Genomic DNA, 15089 nt, shown 5'->3' with positions numbered 1-15089 from the left:
GCCCGAGGCATACCGCTACCTACCGAAAAATTGTTATGCGGAGAGCCTAGACCAAGATCGGATAAAACCAACTGCCGCCCTACGCTGCGCGCGGCTCTCCGGTTTGCGCCTCAGCGCTTACGCAGCCGTCGCGCCAACCAATAATCCAGACTCAACCAGCGCCCGGCACCGCTGAAAAACAGCGCCACGAGCATCACCAGATAGGTAGCGGCAAATTCGATGCCGTTGTTCAGCACCACCAGCTTGCCGCTGCTGGTCAGCCAGTCGTAATTGCCGTGTTGCTTGAGCAACTCGCGGGCGCGCGCCAGCTTCTCCACCGAATCCATTACCCGTTCATTGGCAAACGGAGCTGAGGCATCGGCAATCGCCTGCCAGCCGTAGGGCAGGTGCACGGCGAAGATAGCCACCAACATGGTGACGATCAGCGGGATGCTCACCCAGCGCACTGCCAGGCCGAACAACAGCAGCAGCGCCCCGCCCGCCTCGGTCAAGGCTGCGGCCCAGGCCAGCAACTCGGGGAATGGCAGGCCCAGGCCCCAATCCGGGTTGCCGAACCAGGCAGCGGTAGCGTCGATATCCGCCAGCTTGTGCATGCCAGCCATCCAGAACACCGGGACCAGATATAGGCGCAACAGCAAGGGACCCAGAAAATCCAGGCGGCGAGAAGCGTCCAGGGCGTCCTGGAGACGATTGAAAAAGCTCAGCATGGTAAATCTCCACAAGCTGGCGCTTAGCGCCAAGGTTCAGATACAGAGAGGGCTTAGGGACACCAGATGCCCTGGCGCTGCCAGTCATCCAGCAAGTTCTGGGCGTTGTTGAAGTACTGCATGTCGGCCGTCAGGCCATGCTGCTGGGCCAGTGCCAACAACGCAGGTTCAGCTGCTTCGCCGGCCTGCAGGCGCGCCGCCAGCTGATAGACGAAGGGACTGAACTGCATAAAGCGCACCTTGTCCTGCCCATCACGCCAGACCAGCAGGCAAGTCGGCTCGGCATCCGGTTCACAGGGTTGGAAGTCCACGCCAATACGCTGCACCGGCCACTGATAGGCCAACGGCCAGGCCAGTGGTGACCAGCCCCGCTCCGGCAGCTCGGCCTCGCTGACATCTAAGGCCAGCTCGACCCATTCGTAATGCGCCAGCTCCAGAATAAACGGCGGATCACCCGCCTCGGCGACATAGCCCTGCTGCAACCAGGCAAGAAACTCCTGGCTGATCTCAAGAAAATACGGCGTGCGCGCCGGATGCTCGGCGATAAAACTGCGCACCAGGCGCTGCCAGCGGTTGGCCTCGATTAGCCGGTGCAGCACAGGGAACGCGCCGCTGATAAAGCCTTCGATATTGTTGAAGAACAACTCTTCATACACCGCCATACGCTCGGCGCTGATGCCATCGAGCAAGGGCTGCTGCGCCGGCTGGCGAATACGCGCGGCAAAAGCGCGTTGGGCCTCAACGCCATTCATGTTCCGTAACTCCGCAAAGGAGCCGCTGCCGCCTGCAACTGACGAATCTGCGCCACCTCGGCGTACAGCTCGGCAATCGGCGGGAAGTTGAAATCCCGCTCCAGCAGGGTCGGACGCACGCCATGCTCGGCGTAGGCCTGTTCCAGTAGCGCCCAGACCGGATCGATCACCGGAGCGCCGTGGGTGTCGATTTTAAGATCGCTGGCCTGGTCGTAATGCCCGGCTACATGCAGGTAGGCGATGCGCGCACTGGGCATGGCGGCGATATAGGCGGCCGCATCGAAGTTGAAATTGATGCTGTTGACCAAGACGTTGTTCACATCCAGCAACAGCTGGCAGTCGGCCTGTTCCAGTACCGCGCTGACAAACGCCGCTTCATCCAGCTCGCCCGGCAACTGCACATAGGCCGAGACATTCTCGATAATCAGCGGACGCTCCAGCACGTCCTGAACGATGCGCACGCGCTCGGCGATACGCAGCACCGATTCCTCGGAAAAGGGCAGCGGCATCAGGTCATAGAGCTGGCCATGGTCGGCGCAGGCCGCCAGATGCTCGCTGTAACCACGCACACCGTGCTGCTCGAGAAAGCCCTTGAGGGCCTTGAGCAGCGCGATATCCAGCGGGGCAAAACCACCGAGGTTGAGGGACAGACCATGGCAGAGCAGTGGCAGGCGCTCGCTTAAGGCACGCAACTGCTTGCCCAGACGCCCGCCCACGCCGATCCAGTTCTCCGGTGCCACTTCGAGGAAATCCACCTCGCGTTTGCTGCAGTCCTGCAGCGCGCCAAGCAGGCCGCGACGCAGGCCCAACCCGGCACCGTTGACGAAATCCATCTGCATCTTCTGCCCCTGCACCCAGTTATTCAGTTACTCGGCTTTCTTCTCAGCGCCGCACTTGCCTTCACCGCATTTGCCCTCGCCTTCGGCCTTGGCTTCGCCTTCGGCTTTCTTCATGTCGCCACCACATTTGCCTTCGCCGCAGCTGCCTTCGGCGGCTTTCTCGCCAGCAGCCAGGCTGTAACCGCTGCTCAGTTCCTGTGCGGCGAACGGGTTGCTGGCAGCCTGTACGCTGAATGCGGCGCTGCTCAGCAGGGCAGCGCCCAGGGTGGCGACAACGGTATTTAGATGCTTCACGGTGAATCTCCAGTGCAGTTAAAAATGGGGCCAGATTGGCACCCTCGACTCAATAGAGAGAGCCCAGCCACTGGCGTTACAGAGTCACAGGAGGAATTCACAAAAATCGCGGCAACGCCGAATAAATCTGCTGCCGTTCACGGCGAGGCGTCAGACATTAGCGCAGCAATAGCCACCTCCTAGAACAACGAGGTACAAGCCACAGGCGGGTCAGATTCAGGTTGTAGGGCGGGGCAAGGGAGCCTAAGGCTGCTGGCGGCGCAGCTCGGCCAGGCGAGCGGCCAGGGCATCCAGTTCGGCACTCTGCCCTTGCGGCAGCTGACGAAGTACGCCCTGGCTCAGGCGCATCTGCCGGATAAAGCGCCGGCAGCGATAACACATGGCCAGGTGCAGACGCACGGCCACTCGCTGACGCAGGCTCAAACGGGCATCAAGCAGATCACTGGAAAGGGCTACCAGCTCCTTGCAACTCAGCATTGACCGGTCTCCTCGAAGTGCTCAAGGGTGGCATACACCTTGAGCCGGGCACGGTGCAGCAGCACCCGTACATTGGAGGCGGAAACCTGCAGAAGGTTACAGATTTCCTCCAGTTCCAGACCTGCGCGCTCACGCAGGTGCAACACACTGCCTTGCTGCTCGGGCAGGCTGGCCAGGGTTTTCTCCAGGCACTCGCGCAGCTCATCCTCGGTCAGCAGGGCGTCAGGGCTGTCGTGGTGCCAGGCATGGGGAGCCAGCAGCCAGTGGCCGTTCTCGCTGAACCGCTCGTCACCGATGCTGCCATGGGGGGCCGGCAGATCGTCGAGCAGCACTTCGCGACGGTTGTGCTTGAGACGGGTCTTGGCGGTGTTGGCGGTGATGGTCAGCAGCCAGGTCTTCAGGCTCGCGCGGCCCTGAAAGCCGTCGAGGCTACGCACCACAGCCAGCCAGGCATCCTGCACCACCTCATCGGCATTGCGGCTGCCGACTATGGCATAGGCCACCGCGCGCATCGCCCCCTGATAGGTGGCGACCAGCTCGCGGAAAGCCTTCTGCTCACCGGCCAGTAGACGCTTTAGCAGATCAGTGTCCGTCATGCTGCTCCCTTAGGCTGTGCAGGCTGTCTAGGCCTCGCGCACCGCCGCCGCGTCAACAGGTGCGCACAGGCGCACCCTGCCGCGAGATCAATGCTTGCGCAGAATCACGCTACCTATCGAATAACCCGCGCCGAAGGAGCTGAGCACCCCGAGGCTGCCGCTGGCCAGGTCGTCCTGGTGCTTGTGCAGGGCGATCACCGAGCCGGCCGAACTGGTGTTGGCGTAGGTGTCGAGGATCACTGGCGCTTCGCCCGGCTCGGCATCGCGGCCCAGCAGCTTGCGCGCGATCAGCAGGTTCATGTTGAGGTTGGCCTGGTGCAGCCAGAAGCGCTTGACGTCGCCGACGTTCAGCTGGTTTTCCGCCAGGTGGGTGGCGATCAGCTCGGCCACCATCGGGCAGACGTCCTTGAACACCTTGCGGCCTTCCTGAACGAACAGCTTGTCGCGGGTCCCGACACCCTCTTCCGCGCAGCGGTTGAGGAAGCCGAAGTTGTTGCGGATATTGTTGCTGAACTGGGTGATCAGCTTGGTGCCGACGATATCGAACTGATAGGCCGAGGTGGCCTGGTCGGCGCGCTCGATAATCACCGCGGTGGCGGCGTCGCCGAAGATAAAGTGGCTGTCGCGGTCACGGAAGTTCAGGTGGCCGGTACAGATTTCCGGGTTGACCATCAGAATCGCCCGCGCCTGGCCGAGCTTTACGCTGTTGGCCGCGGCCTGGATGCCGAAGGTGGCCGAGGAGCAGGCGACGTTCATGTCATAGCCGAAGCCCTGAATGCCCAGCGCCGCTTGCACTTCAATGGCCACGGCCGGGTAGGCGCGCTGCAGGTTGGAGCAGGCGACTATCACCCCGTCGATATCGGCGGCGGTCTTGCCGGCACGCTCCAGGGCGTCCTTGGCAGCGCCTACGGCCATCTCGCAGAGAATGCCCCACTCCTCGTTGCTGCGCTCCGGAATGCGTGGAGCCATGCGCTTGGGATCGAGGATGCCGGCCTTGTCCATGACAAAGCGGCTCTTGATACCCGAGGCCTTTTCGATAAAACCGCTGCTCGACTCGCTCAGCGCTTCCACTTCGCCACGGGCGATGGCCGCTGCATTGTCGGCATTGAACAGCTGTACGTAAGCGTTGAACGATTCAACCAGCTCATCGTTGGAAATACTGTTCGCCGGGGTGTAGAGGCCGGTCCCACTGATCACGACGTTATGCACGGTCATTCCTCTTGGTTCTTTGCCGCCCAGGGCGGCCAGTTAGGCAGTAAGCCCAAGGCGCACTGACCTTGGGCACATATCCGGGCTTACAGGCTCACTGTGTTCGATCCATGAAACGTCCTGTTACTAGCCGCAGAGTTTGCCACAGGCCGAGGGACTTCGTCCGCCCTCCCCATCGCTGCCGGTGGAAGAAAATGACGACTATTGGGGCAAAACTGCGCCGAACCCACGGCCAGACAGGGTCGGCAGGGCCGCTGCCAGGTGCTAGCCGGCATGGCCTGCGCCTCACCCATCCGGGCGATGGCCGACTGTAGGACAATCTATAAGCTGCGCTCCACCTCCAATAACAAAAAAGGTTTCCCCCTATGCGCAGGCTGCTCTTGTTGCTGCTGCTCGGTGTTGCGTCACTGTCCCAGGCCGCCGTGGGCGTGTTCCCCGACAGTACCTTCCAGAACCTCGACCACGGCCTGTACTGGTTCGGTTACGGCGACAGCTGGGAGAAGGCCGTGCCCGGTCAGAGCAATGCCTATTTCGGCAGTGCCAAGCCGACCATCATCTATGTACACGGCTGGCAGAACGGCTCGACCCAGAAGAAGAACCGCGAGACCTTCAACCGCCAGGATGCCGGCGGCCCCAACCTGGACCTGGCCCACGCCTGGCTCGCGGCCGGCTATAACGTCGGCGTGCTGTACTGGAACCAGTTCGCCGACGAAGGCGAGGTCAAGGACGCCGAAGCCAAGATCTGGACCGCCAGCGGCCCGCGCGCCATGCGCTGGCGCAACAGCAGCGGGGTTTACAGCAACGGCCCAAGCCAGTCGGCCGGCGACCTGCTGTTCAACAGCTACAAGGCCAATATGGCCGGCTACAGCGGCAGCAATATCCGCATTCTCGGCCACTCCCTGGGCAACCAGATGGCCATCGTGCTGACCAAGAAGATCAGCGATGCGGTAAGTGCCGGCAGCCTCAACAGCCGCCTGTTGCCCAAGCGCGTGGCCCTGCTCGACCCCTTCTACTCCAATTACGCCAAGAGCTACCTGGGCAACAAATGGGTCGGCGAAGTCTGCCGCACTTATGTCAGCGAGCTGAAGACCAAGGGCGTGATCTTCGAGACCTACCGCAGCTCGGGGGCCAGCAGCACAGGCTTTATCGGCGACAGCAACAGTGGCCTGATGAACATGACCGCCTTTACCGAACTCAAGCCCTGGTACTTCGGCTCCACCCAATTGACCGAGAAACACAACGCCGCGGTCTGGCACTACCTCTGGTCGTTCAGCAGCAACCCGCCGCTGATCAGCGGCACCAGAACCCAGGCCGCCTCGGCCAAAACCAGCGACAGCCGCATCGCCACCATCATGAATGGCAGCAAGAAGCTGGTGCACGATCAGGGGGCCTATACCAAGGAACCGTCCGACGATAATTTCAAGGAAGCCAATCGCTGACAGCTACACGCCCGCGCCGGATAGACGGCGCGGGCGCGGGCTTTCTCCTTGCCATGGCCCGTCCGGGCATGCGTACTTGACTATTCGGTCACATCATGAAAAAACAGAGCCGCATACGCCTGTCACTAGCGGGCTGTTGAAAAACGTAGGCGAGGCCGCCGAGACAAGGCAAAAACAGGCGAAAAAGCGGAGTTTACGTGCTGTAAATGAGCATTTTGAGCCTGTTTTTAACGCCGTATCGGCAACGTAGATAGTTTTTCAACGGCCTGCTACCGGGCGTGGCGCTCCATTCCGCGATCTGGACCCCTGCCCATGGCCCTGCATACCTGGCTGATTTATCTCACTGCGGTGATCGGCCTGGCGCTGACCCCGGGGCCCAACGGCCTGCTCGCCCTCAGCCATGGCGCGCTCTATGGCCATCGCAAAACCCTGTTTACCATCGGTGGTGGCGTACTCGGCTTTAGCCTGCTGATGGCTCTGTCGATGCTCGGTATTGGTACCCTGCTGCAAGCCTCGGCGCAGGCCCTGATCATCCTCAAATGGGTTGGCGGTGCCTATCTGATCTGGCTCGGCATCCAGCTCTGGCGCGCCCCGCCGCTGCACCTTGCCATGGCCGAGAAAACCACCGAGCGCAGCGCTTTCAAGCTGTTTAGCCAAGGGCTGCTGTCGGCCCTGTCCAATCCCAAGGTAATCCTGTTTTTCGGCGCGTTTCTACCGCAGTTTCTCGACCCGCGCGCTGACCTCTGGCTGCAATTTGCGATCATGGCCGCCACCTTTGCCCTGGTTGAAGGCTGCGTCGAATACCTGCTGGCGCGTATGGCCCATCGCATTCGCCCCTGGCTGCAACGCAGCGGCAAGGGCTTCAACCGTTGCTGCGGCAGCCTGTTTGCCCTGATGGGGGCCGCCCTGCCGATGACCCGCTAGCCGACACGCCCGCCCTGCTAGACCGCCCCTGCCCGCACCCACAAGGCTTGCCATGAACCCGACCACCGCTACTGCGGCCCCACGTCTGTCTGCCCGCGCGATCATCCTGATCGAGCTGGCCCTGGCGCTCGGTGGCTTCGCCATCGGCACTGGCGAGTTCGCCATCATGGGGCTGATGCCTAATGTCGCCCAGGACCTCGGTATCAGCGAACCCCAGGTCGGCCACGTGATCAGCAGCTATGCCCTGGGCGTGGTGGTCGGTGCCCCCTTGCTGGCGATCCTCGGCTCGCGCCTGTATCGCCGGCACCTGCTGCTTCTGCTGATGAGCTGTTTTGCCATCGGCAACTTTGCCAGTGCCCTGGCTCCCGATTACCAGACGCTGATGCTGTACCGCTTTCTCGCCGGTTTGCCCCACGGGGCCTACTTCGGCGTGGCCATGCTGGTGGCCGCCGCCATGGCCGCACCGCACAAGCGCGCCAAGGCGGTCAGCCGGGTGCTGATGGGGCTGACCATCGCCATTCTGATCGGCAACCCGGTAGCCACCTGGCTCGGCCAGTGGCTGAGCTGGCGCTATGCCTTTGTCATGGTCGGGGCCATCGCCCTGCTTACCGTGGCGATGGTGGCGATCTTTCTGCCGCTGGATAAACAGCAGGTGCGCAGCAACCCGCTGGGCGAGCTGCGCGCCTTCAACCGCGCCCCGGTCTGGCTGGCCCTGGCGATCAGCTCGGTCGGCTTCGCCGGGATGTTCTGCGTGTTCAGCTATATGGCCCCGACCCTGCTCGAAGTGACCCGGCTCGACGCCCGCTGGATCCCCCTCGCTCTGGCCACGTTCGGCCTGGGCGGCATCCTCGGCAATATGTTCGGCGGCTGGCTGTTCGACAGGCTGCGCTTCCAGGCCGTGGCCTGGCTGCTGCTGTGGAGCGCCCTGGTACTGGCGCTGTTCCCCCTGGCGGCGCAATCGCCCTGGAGCCTGTTCCCCGCCATATTTGCCGTGGGCACCATGGTTGCCCTGTCGCCGGCCCTGCAGACCCACCTGATGGACGTGGCCCACGGCGCGCAGACCCTGGCCGCCGCCTCCAACCATGCCGCCTTCAATATCGCCAACGCCCTCGGCCCCTGGCTCGGCGGCCTGGCGATCAGCGCCGGCTTTGCCTGGACCGTCACCGGCTATATCGGAGCCGCCACGGCCTTGGCTGGTCTGCTGGTGTTTTACTGGGCCTGGAAAATCCAGCACTCCGCCACTCCCGCTAGGGGCACGCAGCACGCGGCCACCTGCCCTGCGCCCGGTCCCTGATGAAAGGCCTGCTGCTCCTGCTCGCCCTGGGGACCGCCCCGTTGCTGGCCGCGGAACGCCCATTGCGCTTCGCGATCAACGACAGCTGGGCCATGCCCATGGTGCAGATTGAACGGGGCCAGGCCATCGGCGGAATTCTGGTCGACCTGCAACGCCGCCTGGCAGCCAAGGTCGGGCGCAAGGCGCGCCTGCTGGTGATGCCGCGCCTGCGGGTGCAGCAGGCTCTGGAAAGCGGCGATATCGACGTGCGCTGCTATGTCAGCCCGAACTGGCTGCACAGCGGCCATTACCGCTATATCTGGAGCCTGCCCTTTATGACCCAGCGCGACGTGCTGGTGGGGCGCATCCCGGGCCCGATGCAACCTGAAGAGATCCAACGGCAGCGCCTCGGAACCGTACTCGGCTTCACCTACCCGCGCCTGCAGCCGTTGTTCGACAGCCGTCAGCTGCTGCGCGAAGACGCCCGCACCCAGCACCAGGTGCTGCTCAAACTGGAATCCGCACGCTACGACTACGCGATCAGCAACGAGCTCAGCCTGCACTGGTTCAACCGCCAGAGACCGGCGCACCAACGCCTGCATACGCTCGGCGAAATCGCCGCCGACCCCATCGCCTGCATCGTCCGCGATGACCCGGAAGTCCCGACCATGGCCCTGCTGCGCGCCATGGTGCAGATGAAACAGGACGGCGAATTCGAGGCGATCCTGGCGCGTTATCGCTAAGTCTTGCAGACCCAACGGATGCTGTGTCCGCCTCACAAAAAATACAGCCGCGCCGCGAACCGGACGTAACCCTGCAGCCGCCAAGATAGGCCGTGCATCAGCAGTTGCGCTTACTCGACTCTGTAGTAGGTAGCAAAGGCTGTGTGGTTGTCCCGGGTTTCCGGGAGCACATAAACGATGCCATTGGTCCCCTTGAAGACCGGGCTTACCAGCTGGTCGAAGAACTCCACCGGAACGTTGATGCAACCATAGGAAATCCGCTTGTCGTGGATATTCGCCGAAGCCAGGCGTTCGGCACGCCGCTCTTTCGCATTACCGGTCGCAACCCGGTGCAGCGAGATGGCATGTTCATAATCCACCCAGAGAATTTCCTTGCCCTGAAGGTTGCGGCCCAACGACACCACAAAACGCCCCGCAGGGGTGGTGCGTTCCTCCGGGCGAATGCTGGATAACTTGCGCGTACCTATACCGGGCACGGAGTCATCCCCCACTGCCAGGCCGAGCAGCGCCGAGGCCGAACCATTGAGCTGTCCGCTTGCATCGAAGAGCAAGACCCGGGCCTGTGCCTTGTCCACAATCATAAAAGGCATGCCAAGGTTATCGCCCGAGTCGACAACCCAGTTCGCGGTATGCCGGGCGGGCAAGGAGACTTGCTCGTCCTTGAAGTTCGCCCGCCGAGGCGCGACACCTAGCGCGCTGGCTGTTTCGGCCACCAGAGGTTGCGGCCCAGCCACAGGCTGAGTCAGCGTAAATGCTTGCCAGGGATCTTCCGCCCAGGCCGATTGCTGGACGCCAATGCTCACAATGAGCAGCAACCCCAGGCAGATTCCTTTTGCACCGCCCGCGCGACAGCCAACCGCTAGCCTATGGCCTACTGGCACGGGCAGCGACGGCAGAGAACGGCTGCTTTCATCAGTGTTCATATTCAGCCCAGGTGTTGGATGACCAACCTGTCCATAAGCATCTGCTCCCCAACCTTCCCATTGAGTGGCTGCGCCCTGTAGCCAGGGCCCGCTAAGGCCCTGGTCAGGTAACACCGCGGCTTAGTTGCGATCCTGCCGCGGCGGGTAGATCGGCGTTACATAGCGCACTGGCGGCACCTCTTCCTCCATTACCACGGGCAAGGCCGTTAGCTGGGCCAGCTGGGCCACCTGCATATTGATCCCTGCGCCTTCAGTCGCGAAGTTCAAGCCAGCAGCCAGGAGGGGCGGCGCAGAAACAAACTCACGACCGGTGTCATCGTCATAGGGGCTGCTGGTACTCGGACTGGTGACCCCAGGCAATGTCTCGGTCGGCAGATCCGGCGGGGTCGAGTCGGGTGGCGTTGAACCCGGCGGAGTCGAACCCGGTGGCGTTGAGTCAATGGGCGGATCGACTGGGTCTACTGGATCTACTGGATCTACTGGATCTACTGGATCTACTGGATCGACCGGAACCAGTTGGCTGATCAACAACGTGCCATCGACATAGTTGATGGCGTAGTTGTCGGCGTCGAAAGTACCCGGGACTGCATCGCTGGGCGTAATTGCATAGGGGTTGCCATCCACGGAGGCCGTCGCCACCGTGCCGGGGCTGGTCAGGGTGACTCCGCCAATGGTTTCACCGGCCACCAGACCTACCGAGGTGAAAGCCGATGTGCCCAGGACCAGCGTGTCGCCGAATACCTTGGTGGCATCGTTGGCCGTGATGGTCAACGGGGCCGGGGTGATATCGGCCCGGGTGACATAGGTCCCCAGCGCCGCCCCGAAGGGGGCAAAGAGTTCAAAGACCGGATCGAAGAAGCTGCTTTCATAGGTGATCAGCTTTTCAACGCCAACATTCTTGGTGTCGAACAGGGCATTGCTGACTGCCCCCAGGGCGACCGGCGGCGGCGCAGCGGTGATATCGGGCTCGAGACCACTGACCGTTGCGTCGCGCAGGCCGTCGTAAACCTTGTCGTCACCCAGGCCGAACACCCAGGCTTTGGCATCCAGGGCTCCGCCGCCGGTCAGGTTCAAACCGTAGGCGAGGATTTCAGCGTTGGTCAGGTCGTAACTCACCGGGTTGAAACGGATGCTCAGATCACCCGTACCTATGGTGATGCAGTTGATGCCGCAGGTAATCCGCACGGTGCCACCGAGAACCGCACCCGGCCCGGTACCGTCATTGTCGGCACGCAGGATGACATCGCCGGTGGTTACCGTCATGGCCGCGTTCAGGTTGACGTTCTGCCCGGCGACCGCGGTGAGGTCACCCGTGGTAATGGTCGTGGCCGCGTTGATATCGACGTCATTGACGGCGATAAAACTCAGGCCACCGGTGGTGGTGGTGATGTCCGCATTGACGTTGACGTCGCGCCCGGCGTTGGCCACCAGGCTGCCGAGGGTGGCGGTGATATCGGCCCCCAGGTTTACGTTCACGTCTCGATCGGCATTCAGAGTCAGCGTGGTCGGGGCCACCCAGGTGATGGCGTTCATCACCGTGATATCGCCATTGCCGGTACCGCTGGCACCGGTATTTTCCGTGGTCACGGTGATATTGCTGCCGCCCAGGGCGGTCACCAGGTCGTTGACATTGATATTGGCCACATTGACCCCGGAGTCCGGGGCAAAGACGTTGCCGCTTGAAGTGGCCCCCGAAGTGGCTGCACTGGAAATGGTGATATCGGCCGGGTCGAGCAGCCACATGCCAAACTGGCCATGCGCGGCACTGGTGTTGACCTTGATACCCGACACGTCCAGCCAACCACCGGAAGTCTCGATCAGCCCACCGTTACCCGCTTGCGCACCGCCACGGGCCGTAATAGTGCCGTAGGCGCGGGTCGACTCGTTCCCCCAGAGCACCACAGTGCCGCCGTCGCCGGCGCTGATGGCATCGGCGCTGATACTGGAATCAGCGCTCATATAGGTAGCTCTGGCATTCGCCACGGCGCTGTTCTTGCCCTGGTAGCCACCGCCAAGCAGCACGGTGCCACCACCAGCGTCGCCGGAAGCCTTGATAGTTGCGCCGACCAGACCGACCTGTTGCGCCGTCGCCGTGATAGTGCCGCCCTTCTCCCCGGCCCCACTGCCGGAAACATCCAGGGTGCCGCCCAGATTAATGGTGCCGCTCTGCATATCGCCCGACAGCACGATGGTGCCATTGCGGTTTTCGAGGCTCTGGGCGCGGATCAATCCGGTGTTATTGACCACCGACTGGACCAGACTGCCCGCCGAGCGAGCCGTCATCAGCACCTTGCCGCCATCGGCCTGGATCATCCCGCCGTTCTGTACCAACGCATCCACAGCGCCCTGCTGGACCGCGACGTTAAGCAGACCATCGCCAGCCACATCGAGGGTGATGGCGTCGCCCGCCGCCAGGGCTACGGTGCCCAAGTTGGCCTGTATAAGCCCCTGGTTGCTGACGCTGGCACCCAGTAAGGCAACATAGCCACCGTCCGCATTGAGCGTGCCCTGGTTGACCACGCTGCCGTCACCGCTGCCGGCAAACTGATAGTTGCCGGACATAAAGTCGCTGTCGCTGAGATTCAGGGTCGAGGCCACCAGGCCGCCGACATTGACCGCAGCACTCTGCCCGAACAGCACGCCATTGGGGTTGATCAGGAAAACCTTACCGTTGGCATTGAGGTTACCCAGAATGCTCGACGGGTCGGAACCCAATACCCGGTTGAGCGCAATTGCGCTGCTGTTGGGCTGAGCGAAGTTCACCGTTTCGCCTTTGCCGATATTGAAGCTCTGCCAGTTGATGCTGACATTCTGCGTGGTCTGGTTAATGGTCGTGCTACCGGCACTACCGCTGATGCTGGCACTGCCGGCCGCCACCTCGCCTCCCGTAGGCAGGGCGTAGACATTGAACCCGGCAGCCAGCATCACGCAGGCAGCGAGGGATTTCAGAGCGAAACCAGCGCCTCGGCTAAGGTTGCTTTTGCTGGCACTGGCGGTTTTCTTGCCGCCGCTCTTGGCGTGCTCGGATGCCGCAACAAAAGTGCCGCTCTTGGCATTCCAGATCGACTGGTAAATATTATTCATGGCGTGTTCCTACTCTGTTCAGGCGTTTTTGCAGGCGTGGTCAGGCCCGTGTTCGTTGCGGTAGCGAATGCGTCGATCAAAAATATTTGACCAACTGCACCCAGAGGCGGCCGTTCGAATCCGGAGCAGCGGTTGCCTCCTCACTGCCCAGCTTTTGCGCGTAGTAAGCCTTTACAGAGAAATTGTTGTTGTCGATCCAGTTGACGCCGACACCAGCGCCGCTGAGGGTTCGGCTGTTGTCTGAGCCATCCCAGGGGTCCTTGTTGACGGTGACCGAGCCACCATCGACGAAACCGATCAGGTGCACTTGCCCGACCTGCTGGTCGGAGAACTGCGGCAGCAACAGCCTGGCCTCCAGCGTCGCCAGATAGCCTTCATCGCCAAAGGCCTCACCCTGGGGGTAGGCGCGCACGCCGTACATGCCGCCAAGGGACATCTGTTCCGAACTGTCGAGATTTTTCGAAGCGACCTGACCACTGACCGCGCCATACAGCGAGACCCTGTCGGTGATGTGCTGCAGGCGCATGACATGGAAACCCAGCTTGTCGTAGTGACCATTGCTACGCGCCGTTACGCCATCAGCAGCGCGGGCCTCGGGGGTTTCGATATCGAGCACCCCGGTGGACCAGGTCAGGGAAGCTGCCGTCAGGCCGCCACCGGCGAAATCATCACGATGGTTGCCATGCAGGCTGGCCATCAACACATGGATATTCTTGTCGGTAACCAGCGGAATCGCATCGATGCGGTCTTCGAAGGTTTTGTAGTCATAGCCAAGCTGGGCATAGAGGTTGCTTCTGCGCGAACGGAGCAGCGGATAGCTGCCGAAGACGCTGAAGATATCCGCCGTACCATTGGCATCCAGGTCACTGAAGCCCTTGCCCAGTTCATACTCCATGCGGCTGTAGGCAACGCCTGCGGTCGCCTTGCCAAACTGCATCTGGTAGGCCGCACGCCCATAGTTCAGACCATCAAAGGTGCTCAGCGCACGCAGGGTGGCGACATCCCCCTGACCGGCCAGGTTGTTGATATTCAGGGTCGCGCCGAGGCGATACTCGCCGGTGTAATAGTTACCGGCGTTGTCGGCATCGATGCTGCCAGTTACCCGTTGCCCAGGCGTGACATCGACGATCAGGTCGGCGGCACCGACAGATGCGCCCGGAACCAGGGTCGAGCGGACGTTTACCCCCGGCGTGTCCGAGAGCAGCAGCAGGCGGCTCTCGAGCGGAGCCGAGTCGATCACCTCTCCACTGTTGAGGCCATCAAGGGCGCTGTTCGCCTGGCGCTCGGAAAGATTGCTCTGGTTGCGCAGGCTGATATCGCCGTAGCGCCCCTCAACCACCGCAATAGTCACGGCACCCTGCTGGATCTCCTGGGCAGGCAGATAGGCCTGGGCTACGAAATAACCGTTCTCGTGATAGAACGCGGCAATTCGTGCGGCCATCTGCTGCAATTGACCGAGGCTCAACTCTTCGCCCGCCGTAAACCCGGTAAGGCCGAGCAGTTCGGTTTCGGAATACAGACTCTGGCCGGTCAAGTGCAGTGAATTGACCTGTATTTTCGCCGAGTCCACCGCCGGAGTGACAGGCACCTGGTTTTGTTCGACACGAATCTCGGGCTCTGCTTTTTGCAGGCTAGGGGATGGTGGTATTTGCTGGAGCTGGCTACCGCCGCTTGGAAACTGAGCGGCAAATACACCGGAACTCAATGTCAGCAGCGCAAACGTCATTAACTTTTTTTGCATTATTATATTGCCCCTGGACATGCTCTGACTGTTTGAAACGCGCCCGGCGAAAATCCGCAGAGGCCCGTCTCGCGTTTCTATCCACGCG

General features: G+C 62.0%; 14 protein-coding genes. 4 read left to right on the top strand and 10 right to left on the bottom strand.

What is annotated here, in order from left to right; genetic code table 11:
• Window positions 1–110: 110 nt before the first annotated feature.
• The 7 genes from WMW70_RS05240 to WMW70_RS05210 all read right to left on the bottom strand — a co-directional run bounded on the left by WMW70_RS05240 (window position 111) and on the right by WMW70_RS05210 (window position 4874).
• A complete protein-coding gene (locus WMW70_RS05240) occupies window positions 111–707 on the bottom strand; it encodes an HvfX family Cu-binding RiPP maturation protein (protein ID WP_341436429.1) in 597 nt (198 codons plus the stop codon).
• A 53-nt stretch (window positions 708–760) separates the two neighbouring features.
• On the bottom strand, window positions 761–1459 hold the full coding sequence (locus WMW70_RS05235) for an HvfC family RiPP maturation protein (RefSeq protein ID WP_341436428.1): 699 nt from the start codon (window positions 1457–1459) through the stop codon (window positions 761–763).
• Window positions 1456–2298, bottom strand: a complete 843-nt coding sequence (locus WMW70_RS05230) for an HvfB family MNIO-type RiPP peptide maturase (protein WP_341436427.1) — start codon at window positions 2296–2298, stop codon at window positions 1456–1458. Before WMW70_RS05230 ends, WMW70_RS05235 begins: the two co-directional genes overlap by 4 nt.
• A 27-nt stretch (window positions 2299–2325) precedes the next feature.
• A complete protein-coding gene (locus WMW70_RS05225; RefSeq protein WP_341436426.1) occupies window positions 2326–2592 on the bottom strand; it encodes an HvfA family oxazolone/thioamide-modified RiPP metallophore in 267 nt (88 codons plus the stop codon).
• A 243-nt stretch (window positions 2593–2835) separates the two neighbouring features.
• Window positions 2836–3069 (bottom strand): zf-HC2 domain-containing protein, encoded by a 234-nt coding sequence (locus tag WMW70_RS05220; protein ID WP_341436425.1) that lies wholly within the window; start codon window positions 3067–3069, stop codon window positions 2836–2838.
• Window positions 3063–3665, bottom strand: coding sequence for an RNA polymerase sigma factor (locus tag WMW70_RS05215; RefSeq protein WP_341436424.1), 603 nt, complete (start codon window positions 3663–3665; stop codon window positions 3063–3065). Before WMW70_RS05215 ends, WMW70_RS05220 begins: the two co-directional genes overlap by 7 nt.
• An 87-nt stretch (window positions 3666–3752) precedes the next feature.
• Entirely contained in the window at window positions 3753–4874 is a 1122-nt protein-coding gene (locus tag WMW70_RS05210) for a beta-ketoacyl-ACP synthase III (protein ID WP_341436423.1), read from the bottom strand.
• Between the two features lie 365 nt (window positions 4875–5239).
• On the opposite strand from WMW70_RS05210, the gene WMW70_RS05205 reads away from it, so the two are divergent.
• The 4 genes from WMW70_RS05205 (at window position 5240) to WMW70_RS05190 (ending at window position 9253) form a co-directional block, all read left to right on the top strand.
• Entirely contained in the window at window positions 5240–6313 is a 1074-nt protein-coding gene (locus tag WMW70_RS05205) for a hypothetical protein (protein WP_341436422.1), read from the top strand.
• A gap of 312 nt (window positions 6314–6625) precedes the next feature.
• Entirely contained in the window at window positions 6626–7237 is a 612-nt protein-coding gene (locus WMW70_RS05200; RefSeq protein WP_341436421.1) for a LysE family translocator, read from the top strand.
• Window positions 7238–7289: 52 nt separating this feature from the next.
• Window positions 7290–8531, top strand: coding sequence for an MFS transporter (locus WMW70_RS05195; RefSeq protein WP_341436420.1), 1242 nt, complete (start codon window positions 7290–7292; stop codon window positions 8529–8531).
• Window positions 8531–9253, top strand: coding sequence for a substrate-binding periplasmic protein (locus WMW70_RS05190; RefSeq protein ID WP_341436419.1), 723 nt, complete (start codon window positions 8531–8533; stop codon window positions 9251–9253). Before WMW70_RS05195 ends, WMW70_RS05190 begins: the two co-directional genes overlap by 1 nt.
• Before the next feature lie 110 nt (window positions 9254–9363).
• Here WMW70_RS05190 and WMW70_RS05185 read toward each other — a convergent pair whose 3' ends face one another.
• From WMW70_RS05185 to WMW70_RS05175, 3 genes are all read right to left on the bottom strand, one after another.
• Complete coding sequence (locus WMW70_RS05185; RefSeq protein WP_341436418.1) at window positions 9364–10176, bottom strand: hypothetical protein; 813 nt, start codon at window positions 10174–10176, stop codon at window positions 9364–9366.
• Window positions 10177–10296: 120 nt separating this feature from the next.
• Window positions 10297–13260, bottom strand: coding sequence for a two-partner secretion domain-containing protein (locus WMW70_RS05180; RefSeq protein WP_341436417.1), 2964 nt, complete (start codon window positions 13258–13260; stop codon window positions 10297–10299).
• Between the two features lie 76 nt (window positions 13261–13336).
• Window positions 13337–14848: a ShlB/FhaC/HecB family hemolysin secretion/activation protein gene (locus tag WMW70_RS05175; RefSeq protein ID WP_341436416.1), complete on the bottom strand. Its 1512-nt coding sequence runs from the start codon at window positions 14846–14848 to the stop codon at window positions 13337–13339.
• Window positions 14849–15089 lie beyond the last annotated feature (241 nt).

Source organism: Pseudomonas sp. XK-1, assembly GCF_038069885.1.
Classification (GTDB): Bacteria; Pseudomonadota; Gammaproteobacteria; order Pseudomonadales; family Pseudomonadaceae; genus Aquipseudomonas.
The sequence above is the reverse complement of the archived record's forward strand: the minus strand, read 5'-3'. Positions and strand labels throughout refer to the sequence as shown.

What these genes read in the sequence shown, in the direction of transcription:
- WMW70_RS05240 (WP_341436429.1), bottom strand. Translation starts at nt 707, where the DNA reads ATGCTGAGCTTTTTCAATCGTCTCCAGGACGCCCTGGACGCTTCTCGC.
- WMW70_RS05235 (WP_341436428.1), bottom strand. Translation starts at nt 1,459, where the DNA reads ATGAATGGCGTTGAGGCCCAACGCGCTTTTGCCGCGCGTATTCGCCAG.
- WMW70_RS05230 (WP_341436427.1), bottom strand. Translation starts at nt 2,298, where the DNA reads ATGCAGATGGATTTCGTCAACGGTGCCGGGTTGGGCCTGCGTCGCGGC.
- WMW70_RS05220 (WP_341436425.1), bottom strand. Translation starts at nt 3,069, where the DNA reads ATGCTGAGTTGCAAGGAGCTGGTAGCCCTTTCCAGTGATCTGCTTGAT.
- WMW70_RS05215 (WP_341436424.1), bottom strand. Translation starts at nt 3,665, where the DNA reads ATGACGGACACTGATCTGCTAAAGCGTCTACTGGCCGGTGAGCAGAAG.
- WMW70_RS05205 (WP_341436422.1), top strand. Translation starts at nt 5,240, where the DNA reads ATGCGCAGGCTGCTCTTGTTGCTGCTGCTCGGTGTTGCGTCACTGTCC.
- WMW70_RS05200 (WP_341436421.1), top strand. Translation starts at nt 6,626, where the DNA reads ATGGCCCTGCATACCTGGCTGATTTATCTCACTGCGGTGATCGGCCTG.
- WMW70_RS05195 (WP_341436420.1), top strand. Translation starts at nt 7,290, where the DNA reads ATGAACCCGACCACCGCTACTGCGGCCCCACGTCTGTCTGCCCGCGCG.
- WMW70_RS05190 (WP_341436419.1), top strand. Translation starts at nt 8,531, where the DNA reads ATGAAAGGCCTGCTGCTCCTGCTCGCCCTGGGGACCGCCCCGTTGCTG.
- WMW70_RS05185 (WP_341436418.1), bottom strand. Translation starts at nt 10,176, where the DNA reads ATGAACACTGATGAAAGCAGCCGTTCTCTGCCGTCGCTGCCCGTGCCA.
- WMW70_RS05180 (WP_341436417.1), bottom strand. Translation starts at nt 13,260, where the DNA reads ATGAATAATATTTACCAGTCGATCTGGAATGCCAAGAGCGGCACTTTT.